The organism is Pigmentiphaga aceris, assembly GCF_008119665.1.
In the GTDB taxonomy this organism is placed as follows: domain Bacteria; phylum Pseudomonadota; class Gammaproteobacteria; order Burkholderiales; family Burkholderiaceae_B; genus Pigmentiphaga; species Pigmentiphaga aceris.
Map to the genome: position 1 here is coordinate 2,228,277 of NZ_CP043046.1, position 16,631 is coordinate 2,244,907.

General features: G+C 61.4%; 18 protein-coding genes. 11 read left to right on the forward strand and 7 right to left on the reverse strand.

Annotation, left to right across the window (positions count from 1 at the left end; translation table 11 throughout):
- Positions 1-2: 2 nt before the first annotated feature.
- Positions 3-920 carry an STM4015 family protein gene (locus FXN63_RS09475; protein WP_148814424.1) on the reverse strand — a complete coding sequence of 306 codons (918 nt, stop codon included), beginning with the start codon at positions 918-920 and terminating at the stop codon, positions 3-5.
- Positions 921-1,138: 218 nt separating this feature from the next.
- Between FXN63_RS09475 and FXN63_RS09480 the strand changes: the two genes are divergently transcribed.
- From FXN63_RS09480 to FXN63_RS09495, 4 genes are all read left to right on the forward strand, one after another.
- Entirely contained in the window at positions 1,139-2,857 is a 1,719-nt protein-coding gene (locus FXN63_RS09480; RefSeq protein ID WP_148814425.1) for a molecular chaperone HscC, read from the forward strand.
- Between the two features lie 13 nt (positions 2,858-2,870).
- Positions 2,871-4,565, forward strand: a complete 1,695-nt coding sequence (locus tag FXN63_RS09485) for a hypothetical protein (protein WP_148814426.1) — start codon at positions 2,871-2,873, stop codon at positions 4,563-4,565.
- A gap of 506 nt (positions 4,566-5,071) precedes the next feature.
- Positions 5,072-6,001 carry a hypothetical protein gene (locus tag FXN63_RS09490; protein WP_148814427.1) on the forward strand — a complete coding sequence of 310 codons (930 nt, stop codon included), beginning with the start codon at positions 5,072-5,074 and terminating at the stop codon, positions 5,999-6,001.
- Positions 6,002-6,075: 74 nt separating this feature from the next.
- Positions 6,076-6,951, forward strand: a complete 876-nt coding sequence (locus FXN63_RS09495) for an exodeoxyribonuclease III (protein ID WP_148814428.1) — start codon at positions 6,076-6,078, stop codon at positions 6,949-6,951.
- Positions 6,952-7,002: 51 nt separating this feature from the next.
- On the opposite strand, the gene FXN63_RS09500 is transcribed toward FXN63_RS09495, so the two are convergent.
- Positions 7,003-7,563, reverse strand: a complete 561-nt coding sequence (locus tag FXN63_RS09500) for an MOSC domain-containing protein (protein ID WP_148814429.1) — start codon at positions 7,561-7,563, stop codon at positions 7,003-7,005.
- Between the two features lie 173 nt (positions 7,564-7,736).
- A complete protein-coding gene (locus tag FXN63_RS26885; RefSeq protein WP_222864120.1) occupies positions 7,737-7,961 on the reverse strand; it encodes a hypothetical protein in 225 nt (74 codons plus the stop codon).
- Positions 7,962-8,315: 354 nt separating this feature from the next.
- On the opposite strand from FXN63_RS26885, the gene yfiR reads away from it, so the two are divergent.
- From yfiR to yfiB, 3 genes are read left to right on the forward strand one after another with little or no spacing between them, the layout of a single operon-like run.
- On the forward strand, positions 8,316-8,930 hold the full coding sequence (gene yfiR / locus FXN63_RS09510; protein ID WP_246165088.1) for a regulatory sequestration protein YfiR: 615 nt from the start codon (positions 8,316-8,318) through the stop codon (positions 8,928-8,930).
- Between the two features lie 2 nt (positions 8,931-8,932).
- Positions 8,933-10,378, forward strand: a complete 1,446-nt coding sequence (dgcN, locus tag FXN63_RS09515) for a diguanylate cyclase DgcN/YfiN (RefSeq protein WP_281290862.1) — start codon at positions 8,933-8,935, stop codon at positions 10,376-10,378.
- On the forward strand, positions 10,350-10,754 hold the full coding sequence (yfiB, locus tag FXN63_RS09520) for an outer membrane lipoprotein YfiB (RefSeq protein WP_246165089.1): 405 nt from the start codon (positions 10,350-10,352) through the stop codon (positions 10,752-10,754). Before dgcN ends, yfiB begins: the two co-directional genes overlap by 29 nt.
- 27 nt (positions 10,755-10,781) lie before the next feature.
- Here yfiB and FXN63_RS09525 read toward each other — a convergent pair whose 3' ends face one another.
- The 3 genes from FXN63_RS09525 to FXN63_RS09535 all read right to left on the reverse strand — a co-directional run bounded on the left by FXN63_RS09525 (position 10,782) and on the right by FXN63_RS09535 (position 12,924).
- Positions 10,782-11,396: a LysE family translocator gene (locus tag FXN63_RS09525; RefSeq protein ID WP_148814432.1), complete on the reverse strand. Its 615-nt coding sequence runs from the start codon at positions 11,394-11,396 to the stop codon at positions 10,782-10,784.
- A gap of 129 nt (positions 11,397-11,525) precedes the next feature.
- Positions 11,526-12,386 carry a PA4780 family RIO1-like protein kinase gene (locus tag FXN63_RS09530; RefSeq protein ID WP_148814433.1) on the reverse strand — a complete coding sequence of 287 codons (861 nt, stop codon included), beginning with the start codon at positions 12,384-12,386 and terminating at the stop codon, positions 11,526-11,528.
- Positions 12,387-12,561: 175 nt separating this feature from the next.
- A complete protein-coding gene (locus FXN63_RS09535) occupies positions 12,562-12,924 on the reverse strand; it encodes a DUF1428 domain-containing protein (RefSeq protein ID WP_148814434.1) in 363 nt (120 codons plus the stop codon).
- 169 nt (positions 12,925-13,093) lie between these two features.
- Here FXN63_RS09535 and mobB point away from each other — a divergent pair, with 169 nt between their 5' ends.
- From mobB to moaE, 4 genes are read left to right on the forward strand one after another with little or no spacing between them, the layout of a single operon-like run.
- Complete coding sequence (mobB, locus tag FXN63_RS09540) at positions 13,094-13,633, forward strand: molybdopterin-guanine dinucleotide biosynthesis protein B (RefSeq protein ID WP_148814435.1); 540 nt, start codon at positions 13,094-13,096, stop codon at positions 13,631-13,633.
- Entirely contained in the window at positions 13,630-14,868 is a 1,239-nt protein-coding gene (locus FXN63_RS09545) for a molybdopterin molybdotransferase MoeA (protein ID WP_148814436.1), read from the forward strand. Before mobB ends, FXN63_RS09545 begins: the two co-directional genes overlap by 4 nt.
- Positions 14,865-15,122, forward strand: a complete 258-nt coding sequence (gene moaD, locus FXN63_RS09550) for a molybdopterin converting factor subunit 1 (protein WP_148814437.1) — start codon at positions 14,865-14,867, stop codon at positions 15,120-15,122. Before FXN63_RS09545 ends, moaD begins: the two co-directional genes overlap by 4 nt.
- 8 nt (positions 15,123-15,130) lie before the next feature.
- Positions 15,131-15,610 (forward strand): molybdopterin synthase catalytic subunit MoaE, encoded by a 480-nt coding sequence (gene moaE, locus FXN63_RS09555; RefSeq protein ID WP_148814438.1) that lies wholly within the window; start codon positions 15,131-15,133, stop codon positions 15,608-15,610.
- A gap of 17 nt (positions 15,611-15,627) precedes the next feature.
- Here the strand turns inward: moaE and FXN63_RS09560 are convergent, their stop codons facing one another.
- A complete protein-coding gene (locus FXN63_RS09560; RefSeq protein WP_148814439.1) occupies positions 15,628-16,551 on the reverse strand; it encodes a LysR family transcriptional regulator in 924 nt (307 codons plus the stop codon).
- Positions 16,552-16,631: the final 80 nt, after the last annotated feature.

A 16,631-nucleotide genomic window follows, 5' to 3' on the forward strand; every position in this document is an offset into this window, starting at 1 on the left:
GTTTACTCCGACACGGCGACGTAACGGTCGCCATCCTCGTCGGCTTCTTGCGGGTCGCTCAAGTCCACCGCCAGGGGCAGGGCTTTCAGCTTGGCTTGCACAGCCGGGCTGATGTAGTGATGCGACAGCTTGAGTTCAGCCAGTTCGCGGATATACGGGCTGGCTGCCAGCGCTTCGGCACCTTCATCGCCCAGCGTGCCCATGGACAGATCAAGCGTGTCCAGTTCGGCCACCCAGGGCGTAGCTGCCAGCCACACGGCCAGCTCGTCTGCGATCTCGGAATCGACCAGGCCCAGCGAGCGCAGGGCTGCCGGCTTGCCGTTGGCGAACAATTCATCGCGGAACAAGGCCACATTGCCGTCGAAACCGTAGCCGTCTTCGCCCAGCCACAGTTCCAGATGTTCCAGTGCAGGCAGGATCGACATCGCCACATTGCGCACGATCTGGCTCGGCAGGCCACCGGTCTGCACGGTCAGACGCTTCAGGTGCTCATGCTTGAAGGGGCCAAGATCCAGGTCCGTGCCGCCGCGAACCACCAGCTCTTCCAGCTTGGGGTACGCATTCATCAGGCCGTCGTAGTTGCCTTGCACGATCCACGAAATTTCGCAGTCTTCCACCGTCATGTCGCCCACGAACAATGCGCGCAGGTTCACCAGGGTGTCGGCCTTGGCGGCCAGTGCATCGAGCACGTGCTGGGCCGAGGCGTCGAAGGGTTCGTTCCAGGCACCGATCACCAATGCATCGACGCTTGCCGGATCTGCCTCTGCCAGGAACTGGTCCAGCAGCGCATCCATGCCGGTTTCGCTGTCGTACTCGACGACCAGACGATAGGCATACTGGCTTGCATCGACCGGTTCGCCGGGTGTGTATTCCTTGACGGGTTTACCTGCGAAACGTTCGGAGTGATCGGAGATGGTCATTAGTGGGTCCTGGTTGCATGTCAGCCCCGCGAGGGTAGCAAAGCTTGCATGACGTCTCTTCATTCAAGCGTTTGATTTGCCTGCCTAAATTGCGACCTATCGTTTCATCCGTAGATGGTCTGATACAGCGATTGACCCATCCATGAAATCTCTGCTTTGCTGCCTTCGCCGCCGCACCGCGTTCCGCCACCCACCTGCGCGCGGCCCAAGGAAGCTTCATGATCATCGGTATCGATCTCGGCACGACCAATAGCCTTGCGGCGGTCTGGAAAGATGGCCGCCCGCATCTGGTGCTGAATGCGCTGGGTGCCTATCTGACACCATCGGTCATCAGCATCGACGAAGATGGCAGCGTGCTGGTCGGCCAGGCCGCCCGCGATCGCCTGCAGACTCATCCCTCGCTGACCGCATCGCTGTTCAAGCGCTACATGGGCAGCGACAAGACTTTTCAGCTCGGGGCGCGTCAGTTCCGTGCCGAGGAACTGTCATCGCTGGTATTGCGGGCGTTGAAAGAAGACGCTGAAGCCATGCTGGGCGAACCGGTGACCGAGGCTGTGATCACCGTGCCCGCCTATTTTTCGGACAGCCAGCGACGCGCCACCCGCGTGGCCGGGCAACTGGCCGGGTTGACGGTGGAGCGTCTGGTCAACGAACCCACGGCCGCGGCGCTTGCCTACGGGCTGCATCAGGACGAAGATGCGACCCAGTTTCTGGTGTTCGACTTGGGCGGCGGCACCTTCGATGTGTCGATTCTTGAGATGTTCGATGGCGTGATGGAAGTGCGCGCCACCGCGGGCGACAATTTCCTGGGTGGCGAAGACTTCGTCAACCAGATCGTTGATCTGTTCTTCACCGAATCCGGCTTGCCCGCGCATGCACGCGATGACGGCGCGTTCATGCAGCAACTGGTGGCCCGTGCGGAGACGGCCAAACGACTGCTGTCGATGGCAGATGTGGCCAACATCGTGGTGGTCTGGCAAGGCACCGAGCACCGCTTCGAGCTGACCCAGGAGCGGTTCCGCAGTATTTGTGAGCCCTTGCTGGCGCGGCTGCGTTCGCCGGTGGAACGCGCGCTGCGCGACGCCAGCATCCGGGCCAACGAGATCGACAATATCGTGCTGGCGGGCGGGGCCACCCGTTCGCCCATCGTGCGGCAGATGGTCACGCGCATGTTCGGTCGCTTCCCGGCGATGGAGTTGAACCCCGACGAAGTGGTGGCGCTTGGCGCAGCCGTCATGGCCGGGCTGAAGGCGCGCGATGAAGACCTGAAAGAAGTTGTGATGACCGATGTCTGTCCCTATACCCTGGGTGTGGAGACGATGCATCGCATGCCCAATGGCGGACGGGTAGATGGCTATTTCTCGCCGATCATCGAACGCAATACCGTGGTACCTGCGAGTCGGGTGAAGGGGTATGTGCCGGTCGAGCCGGGCCAGCGTGTGTTGGGCCTGGAGGTCTATCAGGGCGAAGCGCGCCTGGTGCGTGACAACATCAAGCTCGGTGAGCTGGAAGTGCCCTTGCCGGGCCTGCTCAATGGCGATGCCGGCGTGGATGTGCGATTCACCTACGACGTGAACGGCTTGCTGGAAGTGGAAGCGACTGTGCGTGCCACCCAGGATGTGCATCGCCTGGTGATCCAGGGCAACAGCGGTGTGTTGAGCGAACTTGAAATTGCTGCCCGGCTGGCTGCCTTGGCCGAACTGAAAATACACCCTCGCGAGAAGGCCGAGAATCGTGCGTTGATGGCGCAGTCCGAGCGCTTGTATCAACAACTGCGAGGCGAGCCGCGCGATCAGTTGGGTGAAGAGATTTCGCGCTTTGAGCAGGCATTGGAAAAGCAGGAGGATCGTGAGATTCGCACAGCTCGCGAGCGTTTGCGCAAGGCTGTCGGATTCTTCGAGCACGACAGCTTCTTCGATCCTGATTTCGTCTTCTGAGTGTTGAGCCAACATGCCTGCACCCTGGTTCTTTGATCGCCTTGGCATTGCGCCGACGCGCGACGCCAAGCAGATCAAACGCGCTTACGCATTGGCCTTGAAAGCCATCGATCAACAGACTGAACGCGAAGCGTTCGAGACCTTGCGCTCGGCGTATGAGGCGGCGCTGTCGTGGGCGCGTGAGGCAGGGCGGTATGATGATTCAGCTGACTTGGTGTCCGTGCCAGGATCGAACCAGGTTGTGCCTGGTGCGGGGGCACCTGTTCACGAAGGTGCTGGTCCGGTTCCGCATGATGTGGAAGCAGGTTCAGCGGGTTTGCATGTCGATCCTGGCGAGCCGCGACTTGATTCCGACACTATCCTGCCGCCCGGGGGGCAGGTGGGCCCAGGCGTAGGGGCATCGGTGGAGTCACCAGCCGGGTCAGAATCGGGACCACACTCGGGACCACAGACTGACTCGCAGAACGAGTCAAAGGCCGACCCAAACGTCGACCCAAACGTCGACCCAAACGTCGACCCAAACGTCGACCCAAACGTCGACCCAAACGTCGACCCAAACGCTGACCCACAAGCGTCCTTGCCAGTGGCCTCACAAGCCGCTTCACAGACTGTCTTGCAAACCGCCGCCCCCGTTGACGGCACGCCTGTACCCGCGCCCCCGGTTGACAACCCAACAAGTCCATCGCCGGCACCGGCTGCAAGCACGCTTATTTCCAACGAGTCTTATGGCGCGAGCCGAGTAGCCATCCGGCAGTGGATCAAGCGCCTGTTCAATCCGCAGCAGACACCGTTGGCCGACATATTCGATCAGGCCCTGAACGATCCGCGCCTGACGCATCTGGACAGCAGAACGCAGCTTGAAGCCCAGCTTATCGAAGCCTTGTATCGCGACCGGCCTGGTCACGCAGACCTGTTCATGCTTGCTGCCGAGCGCTTTGGCTGGGCGGAACGCAATGCGCGGCCTGCCGGATCGGCGCGTGAGGCAGAGTGGGTGTATCGCGTCGTCAACCATCAGTTGTCGTGGGCCTTGCAGCCAGCAGAGCTGATTGCCCCACAGCAGGCGGCCATCGACGCTGCGATTGCCAGCGCCACACCCACGCGCCAACAGGCGTTCAACCACTACGAGGCCTTGCAGGAATTCAACGAAGGTTTCAGCGGCTGGGCAGAGTTGGTCTTGCCTGCCGGGCGCGTCGATATCTGGCGTCAGGCCTACGACAAACTGTCTGAAGGCTGGCTGCGGGCTGCACGGGTACGTCAGCAGTTACCTCGCAATTTTTCGCGCTTCGCCGCGACACTGGCGCTGCTGATCGTCGTGGGCAGCCTGGTATATGGCATGTTGAAGCCGACGCGCGTTGCCGCGCCAAGCGAACCGCCATCCTTGGCGGCAGAAGTGCAGGCAGCGATGTCCAAACCACCGCCACCAGGAAGTGGTCCGGTGCTGGCCTATGAATTTCTGGGTGCCATCACCAAAGACAGTTGCGACACCGCGCATGAGTTCATGCACGAGTCGAACTGGCTGCAGGTCAATGATGCCGATGCAGTGGCCTTGCTCAGCACACGCGCCTTCCTGTGTCAGGACCACAAGCTGTGGCCGCAAGCCAAAGACCCCTTGATGGACTGCTTGCGTGCCGAGCGCGGTGCGGCCTTCACGGCCGGACGCCCCGAGCTGCCTGCGGCCTGCGAAGCAAAGCAGTCCGCCGGGAAATAGACAGCAGCGAATAGATAAAAGGACAGGGCACGTGTTGCCCGACGCGCATGCATTCACCTTGGTTTTTTGACCTGCTTGGCATTTCCGCCACCTCAGATGACAAACAGATCAAACGCGCTTATGCGCAGTCCCTGAAGACGATTGATCAGCAGCATCAACGCGAGGCCTTCGAGCGCCTGCGCATGGCCTATGAGCAGGCGCTGGCCTGGGCCAATAATGTGCGTGCAAACAACGCATCGAATGCGTCGATCGATTCGGCCAACGTAATCGTCACCTGCCACCGGCACAACTCAACCGACGTAAACACCGGTACACGTGTCACGCACGACCCGCATGCCCGCGCCAGATCGGCCTTGCATCGATGGGTGGCAAGGTTGATGAACCCCTTGGATTGGCCAGACGGCAGCCCGTCGGCACCGTTGTCCGCGCCGTCGCGTGAACAATTGATGGATCAGGCGCTGAGTGATCCTGATCTGTCGCACCTGGACGCCAGACAGGAATTTTCGATGCTGCTTGCCAACGCCCTGTACCGCGCTCCGTTGGGGCAGCGCGAGCTGTTCGCGGTGGCGTCAGCGCGGTTTGGCTGGGCATCGCAAAAAGCGTTTTCCCGACAAAATGACCCCCAGACAAGCTGGGTGTCGCAGTTGATCGATCAGTCCTTGTCCATGGCTGCGCTGCCTGCGGCAGCGGCGGCTGGTTATGCTGACGCGGTCGCAGCTGCCTCAGCCACTGAGCGGCCTATGCACGCACAGGCGTACACCCATTACACCGCCCTGAGCACGCTGGCCCGGGACTTTCCGGCATGGTCCAGCCTGTGGCTGCCATCCGGGCGCATTGATGCCTGGCGAGCCGCCTACGACGGTTTGCCCGCCGATTACGTGTGGCGAAGGCGTGCCAGAGGGACCATTATTGCAGGCGCGAAGTGGGTGGGGCGCAGCCTGTTCGCGGTGCTCAAATTTGTGATCGGGCTGTTCGATAACTGGATCTCCCGGCTGATGATCGGCATTGTGGGGCTCTCGCTCATCGTGACCGCATTCACGGGTCAAGACCCCCGATCTGCTGCGCAGCGGGTGTCGGACAATGTGATGCTGCTGGCGTATGCAAACGCCCAGCGTTCCGCTGCGTTGCCATCACAAGCCGTCGGGACGGAAGCTGGGCAAGTTCCGGTGCCGCTGTACGAACTGCCGGGCAGGATCAACACGAAATACTGCACCGCCACGCACCAGGTGCTTCACGAGCGCGAGGCGCGTGTGTTTGATGATCCCGCACTCATTGCCTCCTTAGGCACGCATGCCATGCTGTGTGTGGCGCAAAATCGTTGGCCGGCGCTCAGCGATCCGATCGTTCGTTGTCTGCAGGACGAAACCTGGGCGGCCAATAGTCAAAATCGGCCGCAGAACAATGCGCACTGCGCAAAGGCGGTGGCATCTAAATAGCCGTCATGCGGGCACGCCCTTTGCAGCGGCTGCCCATTGCCGGAATCGGCCGGCATTCCTCGTCGAGGTCCGCTGTGAGCAGACTCAAGATCGCCACGTTCAACATCAATGGCATTCGTGCACGGCTGCCTGCGTTGCTGGCATGGCTGGCGCGTGAATCACCGGACATTGCCTGCTTGCAGGAACTGAAAGCGGCACAGTCGGAATTTCCCATCGACGAGATTCGCGCCGCAGGTTACGGGGCCATCTGGCACGGGCAGAAGTCCTGGAATGGGGTGGCGATTCTGGCGAAGGGGGCTGAGCCGCTGGAAGTGCGACGAGCGTTGCCCGGATTCGAAGCCGATTCGCACAGCCGTTATCTGGAAGCTGCTGTGCATGGCGTGCTGGTTGCGTGCTTGTACCTGCCAAACGGCAACCCGCAGCCGGGGCCGAAATTCGACTACAAGCTGGTGTGGTTCGAGCACTTCATCAAGCATGCGGCCAGCTTGTTTGAAACCGGCCATCCGGTCGTGCTGGCCGGGGACTACAACGTGGTGCCCACCGATGAAGACATCTACAACCCGCGTTCCTGGTTGAAAGATGCGTTGCTGCAACCTGAAAGCCGGGACGCTTATCAACGCCTGTTGGCGCAGGGGTGGACCGATGCGCTGCGCGCGCAATATCCCGACGAACGCATCTACACCTTCTGGGATTATTTCCGCCAGCATTGGCAGAAGAATTCAGGGCTGCGAATCGATCATCTGCTGTTGAGCAAGGCGCTTTCCCCAACCCTGATGGATGCGGGCGTGGACCGCTGGGTGCGTGGTGAGCCGCATGCCAGTGACCATGCGCCCACGTGGATCATGCTTGAGCAAGGGGTGGCTGAAAAAGCGACTCGCAAGAAAGCGCCCGCCAAGCAAGCGACTCCCAAGAAAGTCACTTCAAAGAAGGCTACCCCTTCAAAACCCTAGTCTGAATCTGCTGAACAACAGAACAGCCAACACACTGCAACCACCACGCGTCTACACCGGCTCCATTGCCCGATACGGCAATTTGGGCAGTTTCACGATGATCCGGTCGCCCGCCTTGATCTCGCCCGCTGCGCTGACAATACCCATGACGCCCGCCTTGCGTATCAGCTTGCCGTCGGGGGTGTGATCCAGCACTGCCTTCATCAGCCCTCGCTTGAAGCGGTCGATCTGCACGCAGGGGTTGCGCAGGCCAGTGAGCGTCACGACCGCATGTTTGCCCAGTCGCAGCCGGGTGCCGGCGGGCAGGGCGAGCAAGTCGATGCCTTGCGTGGTGATGTTCTCGCCCAGGTCGCCGGGCAATACGTCGAATCCCTGGCTCGCTAATTCGTCAAAAAGTTCTGCGTGGATCAGGTGCACCTGCCGCAAGTTGGGCTGGAATGGATCGCGTGCGACGCGCGAGCGGTGTTTCACCGTGACGCCACAATGCGCATCACCTTCCACGCCCAACCCGTCGAGCAGCTTGATGCTGGGCGCGGTGTCTTTGGAAAAACCGTGTTGTGGATTGACATGCACGGCCACCACACTGGCGGCGCGTGCGCACGATGCTGCCATTTTTGGGGGCGTGTCGATACGGCTCCTGGCACCTGACGCGGCAGTTGGATCGCGGTCAGCACCAAGGTCAGCACCAACGTTCAGTGCTGCGTCCGGCTCAGGAAGTAGTCCAGCACTCAGCTCAGTATCCAAACCTGATTTCAGTACGATCTTCGCTCCTACCTTTGGCCCCATCACCGGTCTCCCTTGAAGATGACCAATCCTACGCCACCCACAGTCATGACCAGGGTCGCCACTTCACGCACGCCCAGGGGTTCGCCCAGCCCGGCAACACCTCGGGCGAACAACGGAGGCAGTTCCAGCATCAACTGCTTCATGGCCGGCCAATTCAGGCCCCACCCGACGGCAGTGACCAACAGGCAGGCAATGCCGGTGCCGTAAGCGTTGGGCTTATTCATGTGACAAGGGAGGTAATGCGAGAGGCAATGCGGAAGGCGATACAGAAAGCAGCAATACAGGACGGCAAAGGGGGCAAAACACCGGGCAGAACACCGGACAACACAAAACGCGACACATTGGCGATCAAACCCGGCCCAAGAAAAATTCCGCCCGGGAAATGCTTCATTAATTGAGACGGCTGCAAAACTGACGCACAGAACCGACAGATCAGCGTCGAGGATAATCGACCCACGCCGGAGTTTTTGCCATCGACGCACGATATGGTCCATATTGGAGCCAATCTTGTCTATCGACTGTCCGCGCATCCCGATTGCCCTGCATATCGGCGGCCGGCTTGCCGTGGAATTTTCCAGTTGTTCTTGATCTCGTTCCTGCTTTCTCTCCAGCCCTCCTTGCTTCGCCGACGCTTGGCATCGGTGCATCGGCGGTGCTTGCTCGGTATCTCGATACTGGCGATTTCGCTGTGTGCCACAAATGCCAGGGCACAGGATATTGCCCTGGTTCAACCGTCGCTAATCGAGCAGCAGACCGCTGCGGTCAAGGACGTTGTGCTGGGCCTGCTCAGCTACGTGCGGTGGCCGACCGAACCTGCCGGTATCCAGCTTTGTGTGGTGGGGCCCACGTCTTATGCCGACGGCGTCATGCGTGGCATGGTGCAGGCCACCGGCCGCAAGGTACTGGCGCAACGTCTGTCTTTCGATGACGCGCGGCTGGGCGAACGATGCAATGCGGTCTATCTGGGTCTGCTGACCGATGCCGAGCGCCTGGCCTTGTTTCACGCGCTGGAAGGGCATGCGGTGCTGTCGATCAGCGAACGTGACCTGGGTTGCAGCGTGGGCAGCGTGTTCTGCTTGAATGTAGGCACCCCGCGCGTCAGTTTCGAGGTCAATCTCGACTCCATGGCGCGCAGCGGCCTGCGCGTGCATCCCAGCGTGTTGCAGCTGGCCAAGCGAAGCGCCAGGCCCTGATCATGTGGCACTGGTCTCTTCGCAAACCTCAGTTCAGGCTGCCGCTGCGGCAGGTGCTGTATCGCGGCCATCTTGGCATGGCGCTGGTGGCGATCTTCCTGGCCGGGCTGACGGTCAGTCTGGTGTGTCTGTTCACCTTGCGCGCCTACACCGAACACAACCTGGCGCTGACCGCGCGCTCGCTGACATTCACGGTGGAAGCTGCCGTGGTGTTCGGGGACGATAGCGCGGCGTTCGATGCGCTCAAGCTGATCGTCTCGGGCGATGAAGTGGCCCGCGTGGCGGTTTACAACGACCAGGGGCGACGCATGGCGAGCTGGTCGCGCCCTACCGATGGCGCACGTGGCCGGCTCGAACAACTGGTGGCAACCTGGCTGCTGCCGCCCGAAAACATCGAACCGATCTTGCACGACGGTACCAAGGTTGGCGAAGTGCGGTTAAGTGGTTCCGGCGGGCCGCTTACCCGTTTCCTGCTGGCCGGGCTTGCTGGCATGTGTGTCAGTCTGGCCCTGACGGCGCTGGGTGCGCTGTACTTATCGCGGCGGATGGTGAGCGACATCGTTGGCCCGCTGGAGCGCCTGGCGCAGGTTGCCCACGCCGTGCGCCGTGACCGTGACTTTGCCCAGCGTGTGCCGTTTGCGCCTATCACTGAACTCGATGAGCTTGGCAAAGACTTCAACGTGCTGCTTGACGAGCTTGCGTCCTGGCAAACCCATTTGAAGACCGAAAATGAAACCCTGGCACACAAGGCCAGCCACGACAGCCTGACGCATTTGTCCAACCGCGCCGCCTTCGAGCAAAGCCTGAGCATCGCCTTGCGCAATGCGGCGGAAGATAATCGGCTGGTGGCGGTGCTGTTCCTGGACGGGGATCATTTCAAGGCGATCAATGACCAGCACGGTCATGCGGCAGGAGACGTGGTGCTGATCGAAACCGCCGCACGTATCCGCAGCCAGCTCCGCGGCAAGGGTGTGGGTGCCCGCTTCGGTGGCGACGAGTTCGCCGTCTTGTTGGCGCCGTTGTCCGAAGTGGGGGATGCAGCCCGCATTGCCGACGATATTCTGGGCAGCATGGCCCAGCCGATTTACTTGCCTGATGGAACAAGCGTCGTCATGTCGCTGACCGTCGGCATCGCGGTCTATCCTGACCACGCCCGTAGCCCGGAGGCGCTGTTGAAGCGTGCCGACCAGGCTATGTATCACGCCAAGCGACAGTCCCGGGGGACGCGTAGCCTGGCAGACCAGACAGAGGGCAAAGACCCTCGCCAACAGGAGATTGCGCTTGTCTCAGACCCCCTGGTTCTCGACCCGACTGCTCGCACCGTGTTTGTCGGGCCTGGCCCTGGCTCTGACCTTGAGCGCATGCCGGGCTCCGGTGCCGCAGCCGCCGCTCACCTCGATGGCAGTACCCCCGAAAAATTTGTCGCAGGATCAGATCGAGCTTCTTAAAGACCAGGGGTTTGCGCTGAAGGAAGAGGGCTGGACTTTCGATATCTCCAGCAAGGTCTTGTTCGAAACCGATAGCCTGCATCTGACGCCGGCCAGCCGGCCTGCGCTCGAACGGGTGGGCAAGGCCTTGATGCGTGTCGGCATCAACCGGTTGCGGCTGGAAGGGCATACCGACAGCCAGGGCAATGTCGATTACAACCGCAGGTTGTCGGTGGCTCGTGCCCAGTCGGTGGCCGAAGCGCTGATTGCGGTCGGTATCAACCGGGATCACATCACCGCGCGCGGGCTGGGCATGAGCCGGCCGGTGGCCGACAACCGCACCGCAGCAGGGCGGGCCGAGAACCGGCGTGTTGCCATCATCGTGGCATCGGAATAAACGCAGCGGTCTGGCGGCAGACCGCCTTCAGGCAAACAGCGCCACCCGCAGGCCCAGGGCGATGAAGGTCACCCCGGCCAGGCGATCCAGCCAGACACCGGTACGCGGTCTGCGCTTGAGCCAGGTGCCGATCATGCCGGCACCCAGGCCAATCGAGGCAAAGACAGCAAACGCCTGCAGCATGAAGATGCCGCCGAGTGCGAACATCTGCAGCATGACGCTGCTACCGCTTTCTGTGTTGATGAACTGGGGCAGGAACACGATGAAGAACAGGGTGACCTTGGGATTCAGCATGTTGCCCACCACGCTCTGCCAGAACACCGACGACAGCTTCTGTTCGTTGCCGGCGTGTGCACTGCCTATTCCCTTGCTGCGCAGCGCCTTGAAGCCGATCCAGATCAGGTAGAGCGCCCCGGCGATCTTGACGATCTCGAAGGCCAGCGGCGACGACTTGATCACGGCCGCCACGCCAAGCGCTGCCAGCGTGGTGTGGAACAGCACGCCCGCGGCAAACCCGGCCGCTGCCGTTACCCCGGCCGCGCGTCCTTGCGAAATGCCACGCGCCAGCACCTGAAGATTGTCCGGGCCGGGCGCAATGGTGATGGCCAGCGATGCAAGCAGAAAAAGGAAGAAATCGGGCATGTCTGGCGGGGTGGGGTCTCGGTCTTCAGGTGTTGAGGGTCAGGTTTCAGGCAAACGCGCAGACAGCATCACGGGGAAAAAACCTTGGTCTTGGTTCTTGGGCTTAATCCTGGGTCTTACTCCTTGGCCTCAATCATCGCCATTGCGCAGCTCGTGTTCACCGCGCAGCCGCGCTTCTTCTTCCAGACGCGCATCTTCGATGTCCTGCATCAGCTCGTCCAGATCCACCGGCGTGTCATCAACGGCGACGATGCCCGTGAGCGGTGAATCAAGCGTCAGCGTGCCGGCTTCGTACAACCCCCAGATTTCCTTGCCGTAGTTCAATTCCAGCAACTTGGGCGCAAAGCGGCCGAAGTAGGCTGCCAGATTGTCGACGTCGCGTTCCAGCATGACGGCGGCTTCGCTGTTGCCGGCTGCGTCCACCGCCTGCGGCAGGTCGATGATCATCGGGCCGTCGCCGGCCAGCAAGATGTTGTATTCGGACAAGTCACCGTGGATCATGCCGGCCAGCAGCATGCGCACCACCTGGCCCAGCAACATGGCGTGCAACTCGACCGCCTGTTCCTCGCTCATGTCCACGTCGTTCAAGCGCGGCGCAACGTTGCCGTCCTCGTCAGTGACAAGGTCCATCAACAGCACGCCGTCCGTACAGATGTAGGGCTGCGGCACGCGCACGCCGGCGTTGGCCATGCGGAACAAGGCGTCCACCTCGGCGTTCTGCCACATCTCTTCCTGCATCTGCCGACCGTAACGTGTGCCTTTTTCCATGGCACGCGCCTGACGGCTGTTCTTGACCTTGCGGCCATCCAGGTAAGACGTGGCTTGCTTGAAGCTGCGCTGCTTGGCGTCTTTGTAGACCTTGGCGCACCGTTTTTCGTCGCCGCAACGCACCACATATACGGTGGCTTCCTTGCCGCTCATCAACTGGCCAAGCACTTCGTCGATCAGTCCTTCCTCAAGCAAAGGCTCAAGCCGCTTGGGTACCTTCATGCGAACACCGGTTGCGCGGTGGCACAGAGACAGGTGGGCAGGGCGCGGGGCGTATGACGCAGCGCGGCGCAAAATGCGGCTGGGGAATGTGAAAAGCTCATTACCCGATTATAAGGAGCCACGGCCGAGCTGCGGATACCCCGGGTTTTCGACAGCGCGGCACTTGGTGATTGGATCAGAGTTCTACCAAAGTCTTGAAACCGCCGAAGAACATGCGCTTTCCATCGAAGGGCATGTTTTTGGGGTCCATCATCGAGGCCAGCCGTGGATCGTTCATGACCTTGGCATTGATTTCATCCCGCTTTTCGCGCGACTCATAAACGATCCAGGAAAACACCACGACCTCATCTTCCTGCAACTGCACACTTTGCGGGAACGATGTGAGCTTGCCCGGTTTCACATCGTCGGCCACACACTCGATGTATTCGAGTGCGCCATGTTCCATCCAGATCCGTCCCGCCTGCTCGGCCATCTGTCGATAGGCGTCCAGATTGGCGCTCGGCACGGGAAGCACAAAACCATCAACGTAACGCGACATGATCGATCTCCTGACTGGTTCGCAAGGTATACGGATGTGTGTTGCGGGGCGGGAATCGTCGGCGCACCGCACGTGTTGTCTGCGTGCTCAGGATAGCCCTCCTGATGGCAATAGCCGATATCAGCAATAATTCCTTTCTATCGCGGACTGCACCACGCAGGAGAAGCAGATGAAAGTATTCGGCGTTGCTGGTTACAGCAACTCGGGCAAGACCACCTTGATCGAACAACTGATTCCGCGCGCGGTTGCACGCGGACTGCGCGTGTCGCTGATCAAGCACGCGCACCACGAGTTCGATGTAGATCAACCCGGCAAGGATTCCTGGCGTCACCGCAAGGCGGGTGCTGCCGAAGTGATGGTAGTGTCAGGCAAGCGCTGGGCGCTGATGCACGAGCTCCGCGGCGCGGACGAGCCCGCGCTCGATGAATTGATCGCCAAGCTGGCACCCTGTGATCTGGTGCTGGTCGAAGGCTACAAGGCATCGCCCATCCCCAAGCTTGAGGTCTGGCGCGCTGAAAATGGCAAACCGCGTCTGCCCGACGACGACGCGCACATTGTGGCGTTGGTGACCGATTCCCCGGCTGCGGCGGACGAATCCCGCCTGCCTGTGCTCGACCTTGACGATCCTGACGCGGTGCTTGCCTGGATTCTCGATTATCTGGCGTGGCCCGAAGATGGTGCCGAATCGCTATTACGGAGTGCTTTATGAGTTTGATGTCCTTGGACGATGCCCTGGTCCGCCTGCTGGCCGGCGCGGATGCCTATCTGCAGACCGTGCCCCATGCTGCGCGGGTGCCGGCGTCGGTACCGCTGTCCGATGCACTGGGCCGGGTGCTGGCAACGGATATCGCGTCGTCCATGTCCGTGCCTTCGGTCGAGAACTCGGCCATGGATGGATACGCATTGCGAGCCGCCGATGTGGTGGCGGGTGGCCCTGGCTTGGCGATATCGCAGCGTGTCGCGGCTGGTCAGGTGCCGACCCCGCTGACCCCGGGAACGGTGGCCCGCATCTTCACTGGCGCGCAACTGCCCGAAGGCGCAGACACCGTCGTGATGCAGGAAGACGTGCGTCTGGTTGACGGTTTGGCCTGCTTCGATGCCGTGCCGCAGGCAGGCGCGCACGTGCGCGGCATTGGCTGCGACATCATGGAAGGCAGCGTCATCCTGAAAGCCGGCGACCGGCTTGGCCCCGCCCACATTGCGCTGGCTGCGTCCACCGGGCTGGATCGCCTGCCGGTGTGGCCGCGTGTGCGGGTGGCTACGTTTTCCACCGGTGATGAACTGGTGATGCCGGGCGAGCCGCTGGTGCCGGGCAAGATCTACAACTCCAATCGCTTCCTGTTGCGCGGTCTGCTGGCCGGGCTGGATGTGCTGCATACCGATCTGGGCATTGTCGAAGACTCCCTCGACGCGACCCGCGAGGTATTGCGCCGGGCGGCGGCCGATCATGACTTGATCGTCACCACCGGTGGCGTGTCGGTGGGCGAAGAAGACCACGTGCGTCCGGCCGTCGAAGCCGAAGGCCGCATCGATCTGTGGGCGCTGGCCATCAAGCCGGGCAAACCGCTGGCCTTTGGTGCCATTCGTCGTGAGGATGGTGCCGAAGCCTTGTTCATCGGCCTGCCCGGCAATCCGGTATCGAGCCTGATCACCTTTGCGCTGTGCGTGCGGCCCGTCTTGCTGCGCCTGGCCGGGATGGCAGACGTTGCCCCGGTACGGATTGCATCGCGTGCCGATTTCTCGTGGCCGCGTGGCGACCGCCGGCGCGAATTCCTGCGCGCGCGACGCAATGCACAAGGCGGGCTGGACCTGTTCTCCAATCAGTTGTCGGCCGTGCTGACGTCGACGGTGTGGGCAGACGGCATTGTCGACAACCCATCGGGTCAGACTATTGCGCCGGGCGACACCGTGCAATTCATCGCGTTTTCGGATCTGCTGTCATGAAGCTCGAACTGCGCTTTTTTGCTTCGGTACGCGAGGCTTTGTCTTGCGATGCCGAATCGGTTGATGTCCCCGCCGAGGTCGGCACGGTTGGTGCATTGCGCGACTGGCTGGCGGCACGTGGTGACACCTGGTCGCGCGCATTGGGCGCGGGCAAGTCTGTGCGTGCAGCAGTCGATCTGGACATGGTCGGTGCCGATGCCCCTTTGCACGAAGGTGCAGAAGTGGCGTTCTTCCCGCCCGTGACGGGGGGGTAATGACAGCCATGACGACCCGTGTTTCCATCAGCGTCCAATCGGAGGACTTCGACGTGTCAGCCGAGCTTGTCGCACTGCGGGCAGACGACACTTCTATTGGCGCGGTCGTGAATTTCGTCGGCTTGGTGCGTGATCGCAATGACGGTGCGCAGGTATCCGCCATGACGCTGGAACACTATCCCGGCATGACCGAACGGGCGCTGGAAAAGATCGTGGCCGAGGCTGCTCAGCGCTGGTCGCTGGCGGCGGTGCGGGTGATTCATCGCGTCGGCACCTTGCGCGCACCCGATCAGATCGTGCTGGTTGCCACTGCCAGCATGCATCGTGGTGATGCGTTCGAAGCCTGTGCGTTCATCATGGATTACTTGAAGACGCGTGCGCCGTTCTGGAAGCGCGAAGACACGCCAGCGGGATCGCGCTGGGTGGAGGCGCGGGAGTCCGATGATGATGCGGCGGCGCGCTGGGATACGCCTGGCACCAACGCTTGATGGCGCTTGGATAGTGTCTAGGGCATGAAGCCCGACCCGGGTCGGGTGGCTGCCTGTACCAGCGCGTCCACCACCACGCGCAGCTTGGGGTGGATGTATCTGGACTTCGGCCAGACCACATGGATCGGCATTTCCGAGCCGGCGAACTGATCCAGCACAGTGGCCAAGGCACCGGATTGCAGTTGCCCACCGACAAGCCAGGTGGGCAGCTGGCACAGTCCGCATCCGGCCAGCACCGCGGCCACCATCGCATCGCCATCGCTGAATTCATGGCGAACGTTCACTTCCTGCGCGTAGCTGCGGCCGTCCTTTTCTTTCAGCAGCCAGGTCGGACGTGCCTTCCGACGCCAGCCAATGATGCAGTCACGGGTCAACAGCTCTGACGCCGCTTGCGGGTGGCCGTGTTGGTCAAGGTAGGCAGGCGATGCGCAGATGACGAGTTTCTGGGTGCCCAGTTTGCGTGCCACCAGGTCTGCATCGTCGTCCAGGCTGCCGATGCGCACCGCCACGTCCGCCCCTTCATCAACGACGTCGATGGTGCGCTCGCTGAACATGACCTTGAAATGCAAGCCGGCATGTTCGCGGGCCAGGGCGGTCAGCAGCGGCATGACGTGGCGTCGCCCAAACGCGGCGGGCAGATCGATGCGTACTTTGCCGACCACCGCATTGCGGCCACTTGCCAGATTTTTCTCGGCACCATCGAGCTGTCCGAGAACCGCCAGACACGTCTCCAGGTAAGCCTCGCCTTCGTTGGTAAGCGTGAGCCTGCGAGTGGTGCGGTGAAGCAGCTTGGTGCCGACCCGTGCTTCAAGGCGTGACACGCTTTTTCCGACTGCCGATGGGGTCAGCTGCAATATCGCGCCTGCCGCAGTGAAGCTGCCTGCGCGCGCTGTCTCTACAAATTCGGCAAGTCCGTCAAAGCGTTGAGATAGGTCTGACATTCTGGAATCTCAGGATCGAATGATTGGAATTTTAGGTGGATTATCAATTCCAGGCTAAGTAATTAGCATGTCAGCTTCAC

Excerpts from the sequence above, each read along its gene's own strand:
- FXN63_RS09475 (WP_148814424.1), bottom strand. The coding sequence starts at position 920 with ATGACCATCTCCGATCACTCCGAACGTTTCGCAGGTAAACCCGTCAAG.
- FXN63_RS09480 (WP_148814425.1), top strand. The coding sequence starts at position 1,139 with ATGATCATCGGTATCGATCTCGGCACGACCAATAGCCTTGCGGCGGTC.
- FXN63_RS09485 (WP_148814426.1), top strand. The coding sequence starts at position 2,871 with ATGCCTGCACCCTGGTTCTTTGATCGCCTTGGCATTGCGCCGACGCGC.
- FXN63_RS09490 (WP_148814427.1), top strand. The coding sequence starts at position 5,072 with ATGCTGCTTGCCAACGCCCTGTACCGCGCTCCGTTGGGGCAGCGCGAG.
- FXN63_RS09500 (WP_148814429.1), bottom strand. The coding sequence starts at position 7,563 with ATGGCAGCATCGTGCGCACGCGCCGCCAGTGTGGTGGCCGTGCATGTC.
- FXN63_RS26885 (WP_222864120.1), bottom strand. The coding sequence starts at position 7,961 with ATGAATAAGCCCAACGCTTACGGCACCGGCATTGCCTGCCTGTTGGTC.
- dgcN (WP_281290862.1), top strand. The coding sequence starts at position 8,933 with ATGTGGCACTGGTCTCTTCGCAAACCTCAGTTCAGGCTGCCGCTGCGG.
- FXN63_RS09525 (WP_148814432.1), bottom strand. The coding sequence starts at position 11,396 with ATGCCCGATTTCTTCCTTTTTCTGCTTGCATCGCTGGCCATCACCATT.
- FXN63_RS09530 (WP_148814433.1), bottom strand. The coding sequence starts at position 12,386 with ATGAAGGTACCCAAGCGGCTTGAGCCTTTGCTTGAGGAAGGACTGATC.
- FXN63_RS09535 (WP_148814434.1), bottom strand. The coding sequence starts at position 12,924 with ATGTCGCGTTACGTTGATGGTTTTGTGCTTCCCGTGCCGAGCGCCAAT.
- mobB (WP_148814435.1), top strand. The coding sequence starts at position 13,094 with ATGAAAGTATTCGGCGTTGCTGGTTACAGCAACTCGGGCAAGACCACC.
- FXN63_RS09545 (WP_148814436.1), top strand. The coding sequence starts at position 13,630 with ATGAGTTTGATGTCCTTGGACGATGCCCTGGTCCGCCTGCTGGCCGGC.
- moaD (WP_148814437.1), top strand. The coding sequence starts at position 14,865 with ATGAAGCTCGAACTGCGCTTTTTTGCTTCGGTACGCGAGGCTTTGTCT.
- moaE (WP_148814438.1), top strand. The coding sequence starts at position 15,131 with ATGACGACCCGTGTTTCCATCAGCGTCCAATCGGAGGACTTCGACGTG.
- FXN63_RS09560 (WP_148814439.1), bottom strand. The coding sequence starts at position 16,551 with ATGTCAGACCTATCTCAACGCTTTGACGGACTTGCCGAATTTGTAGAG.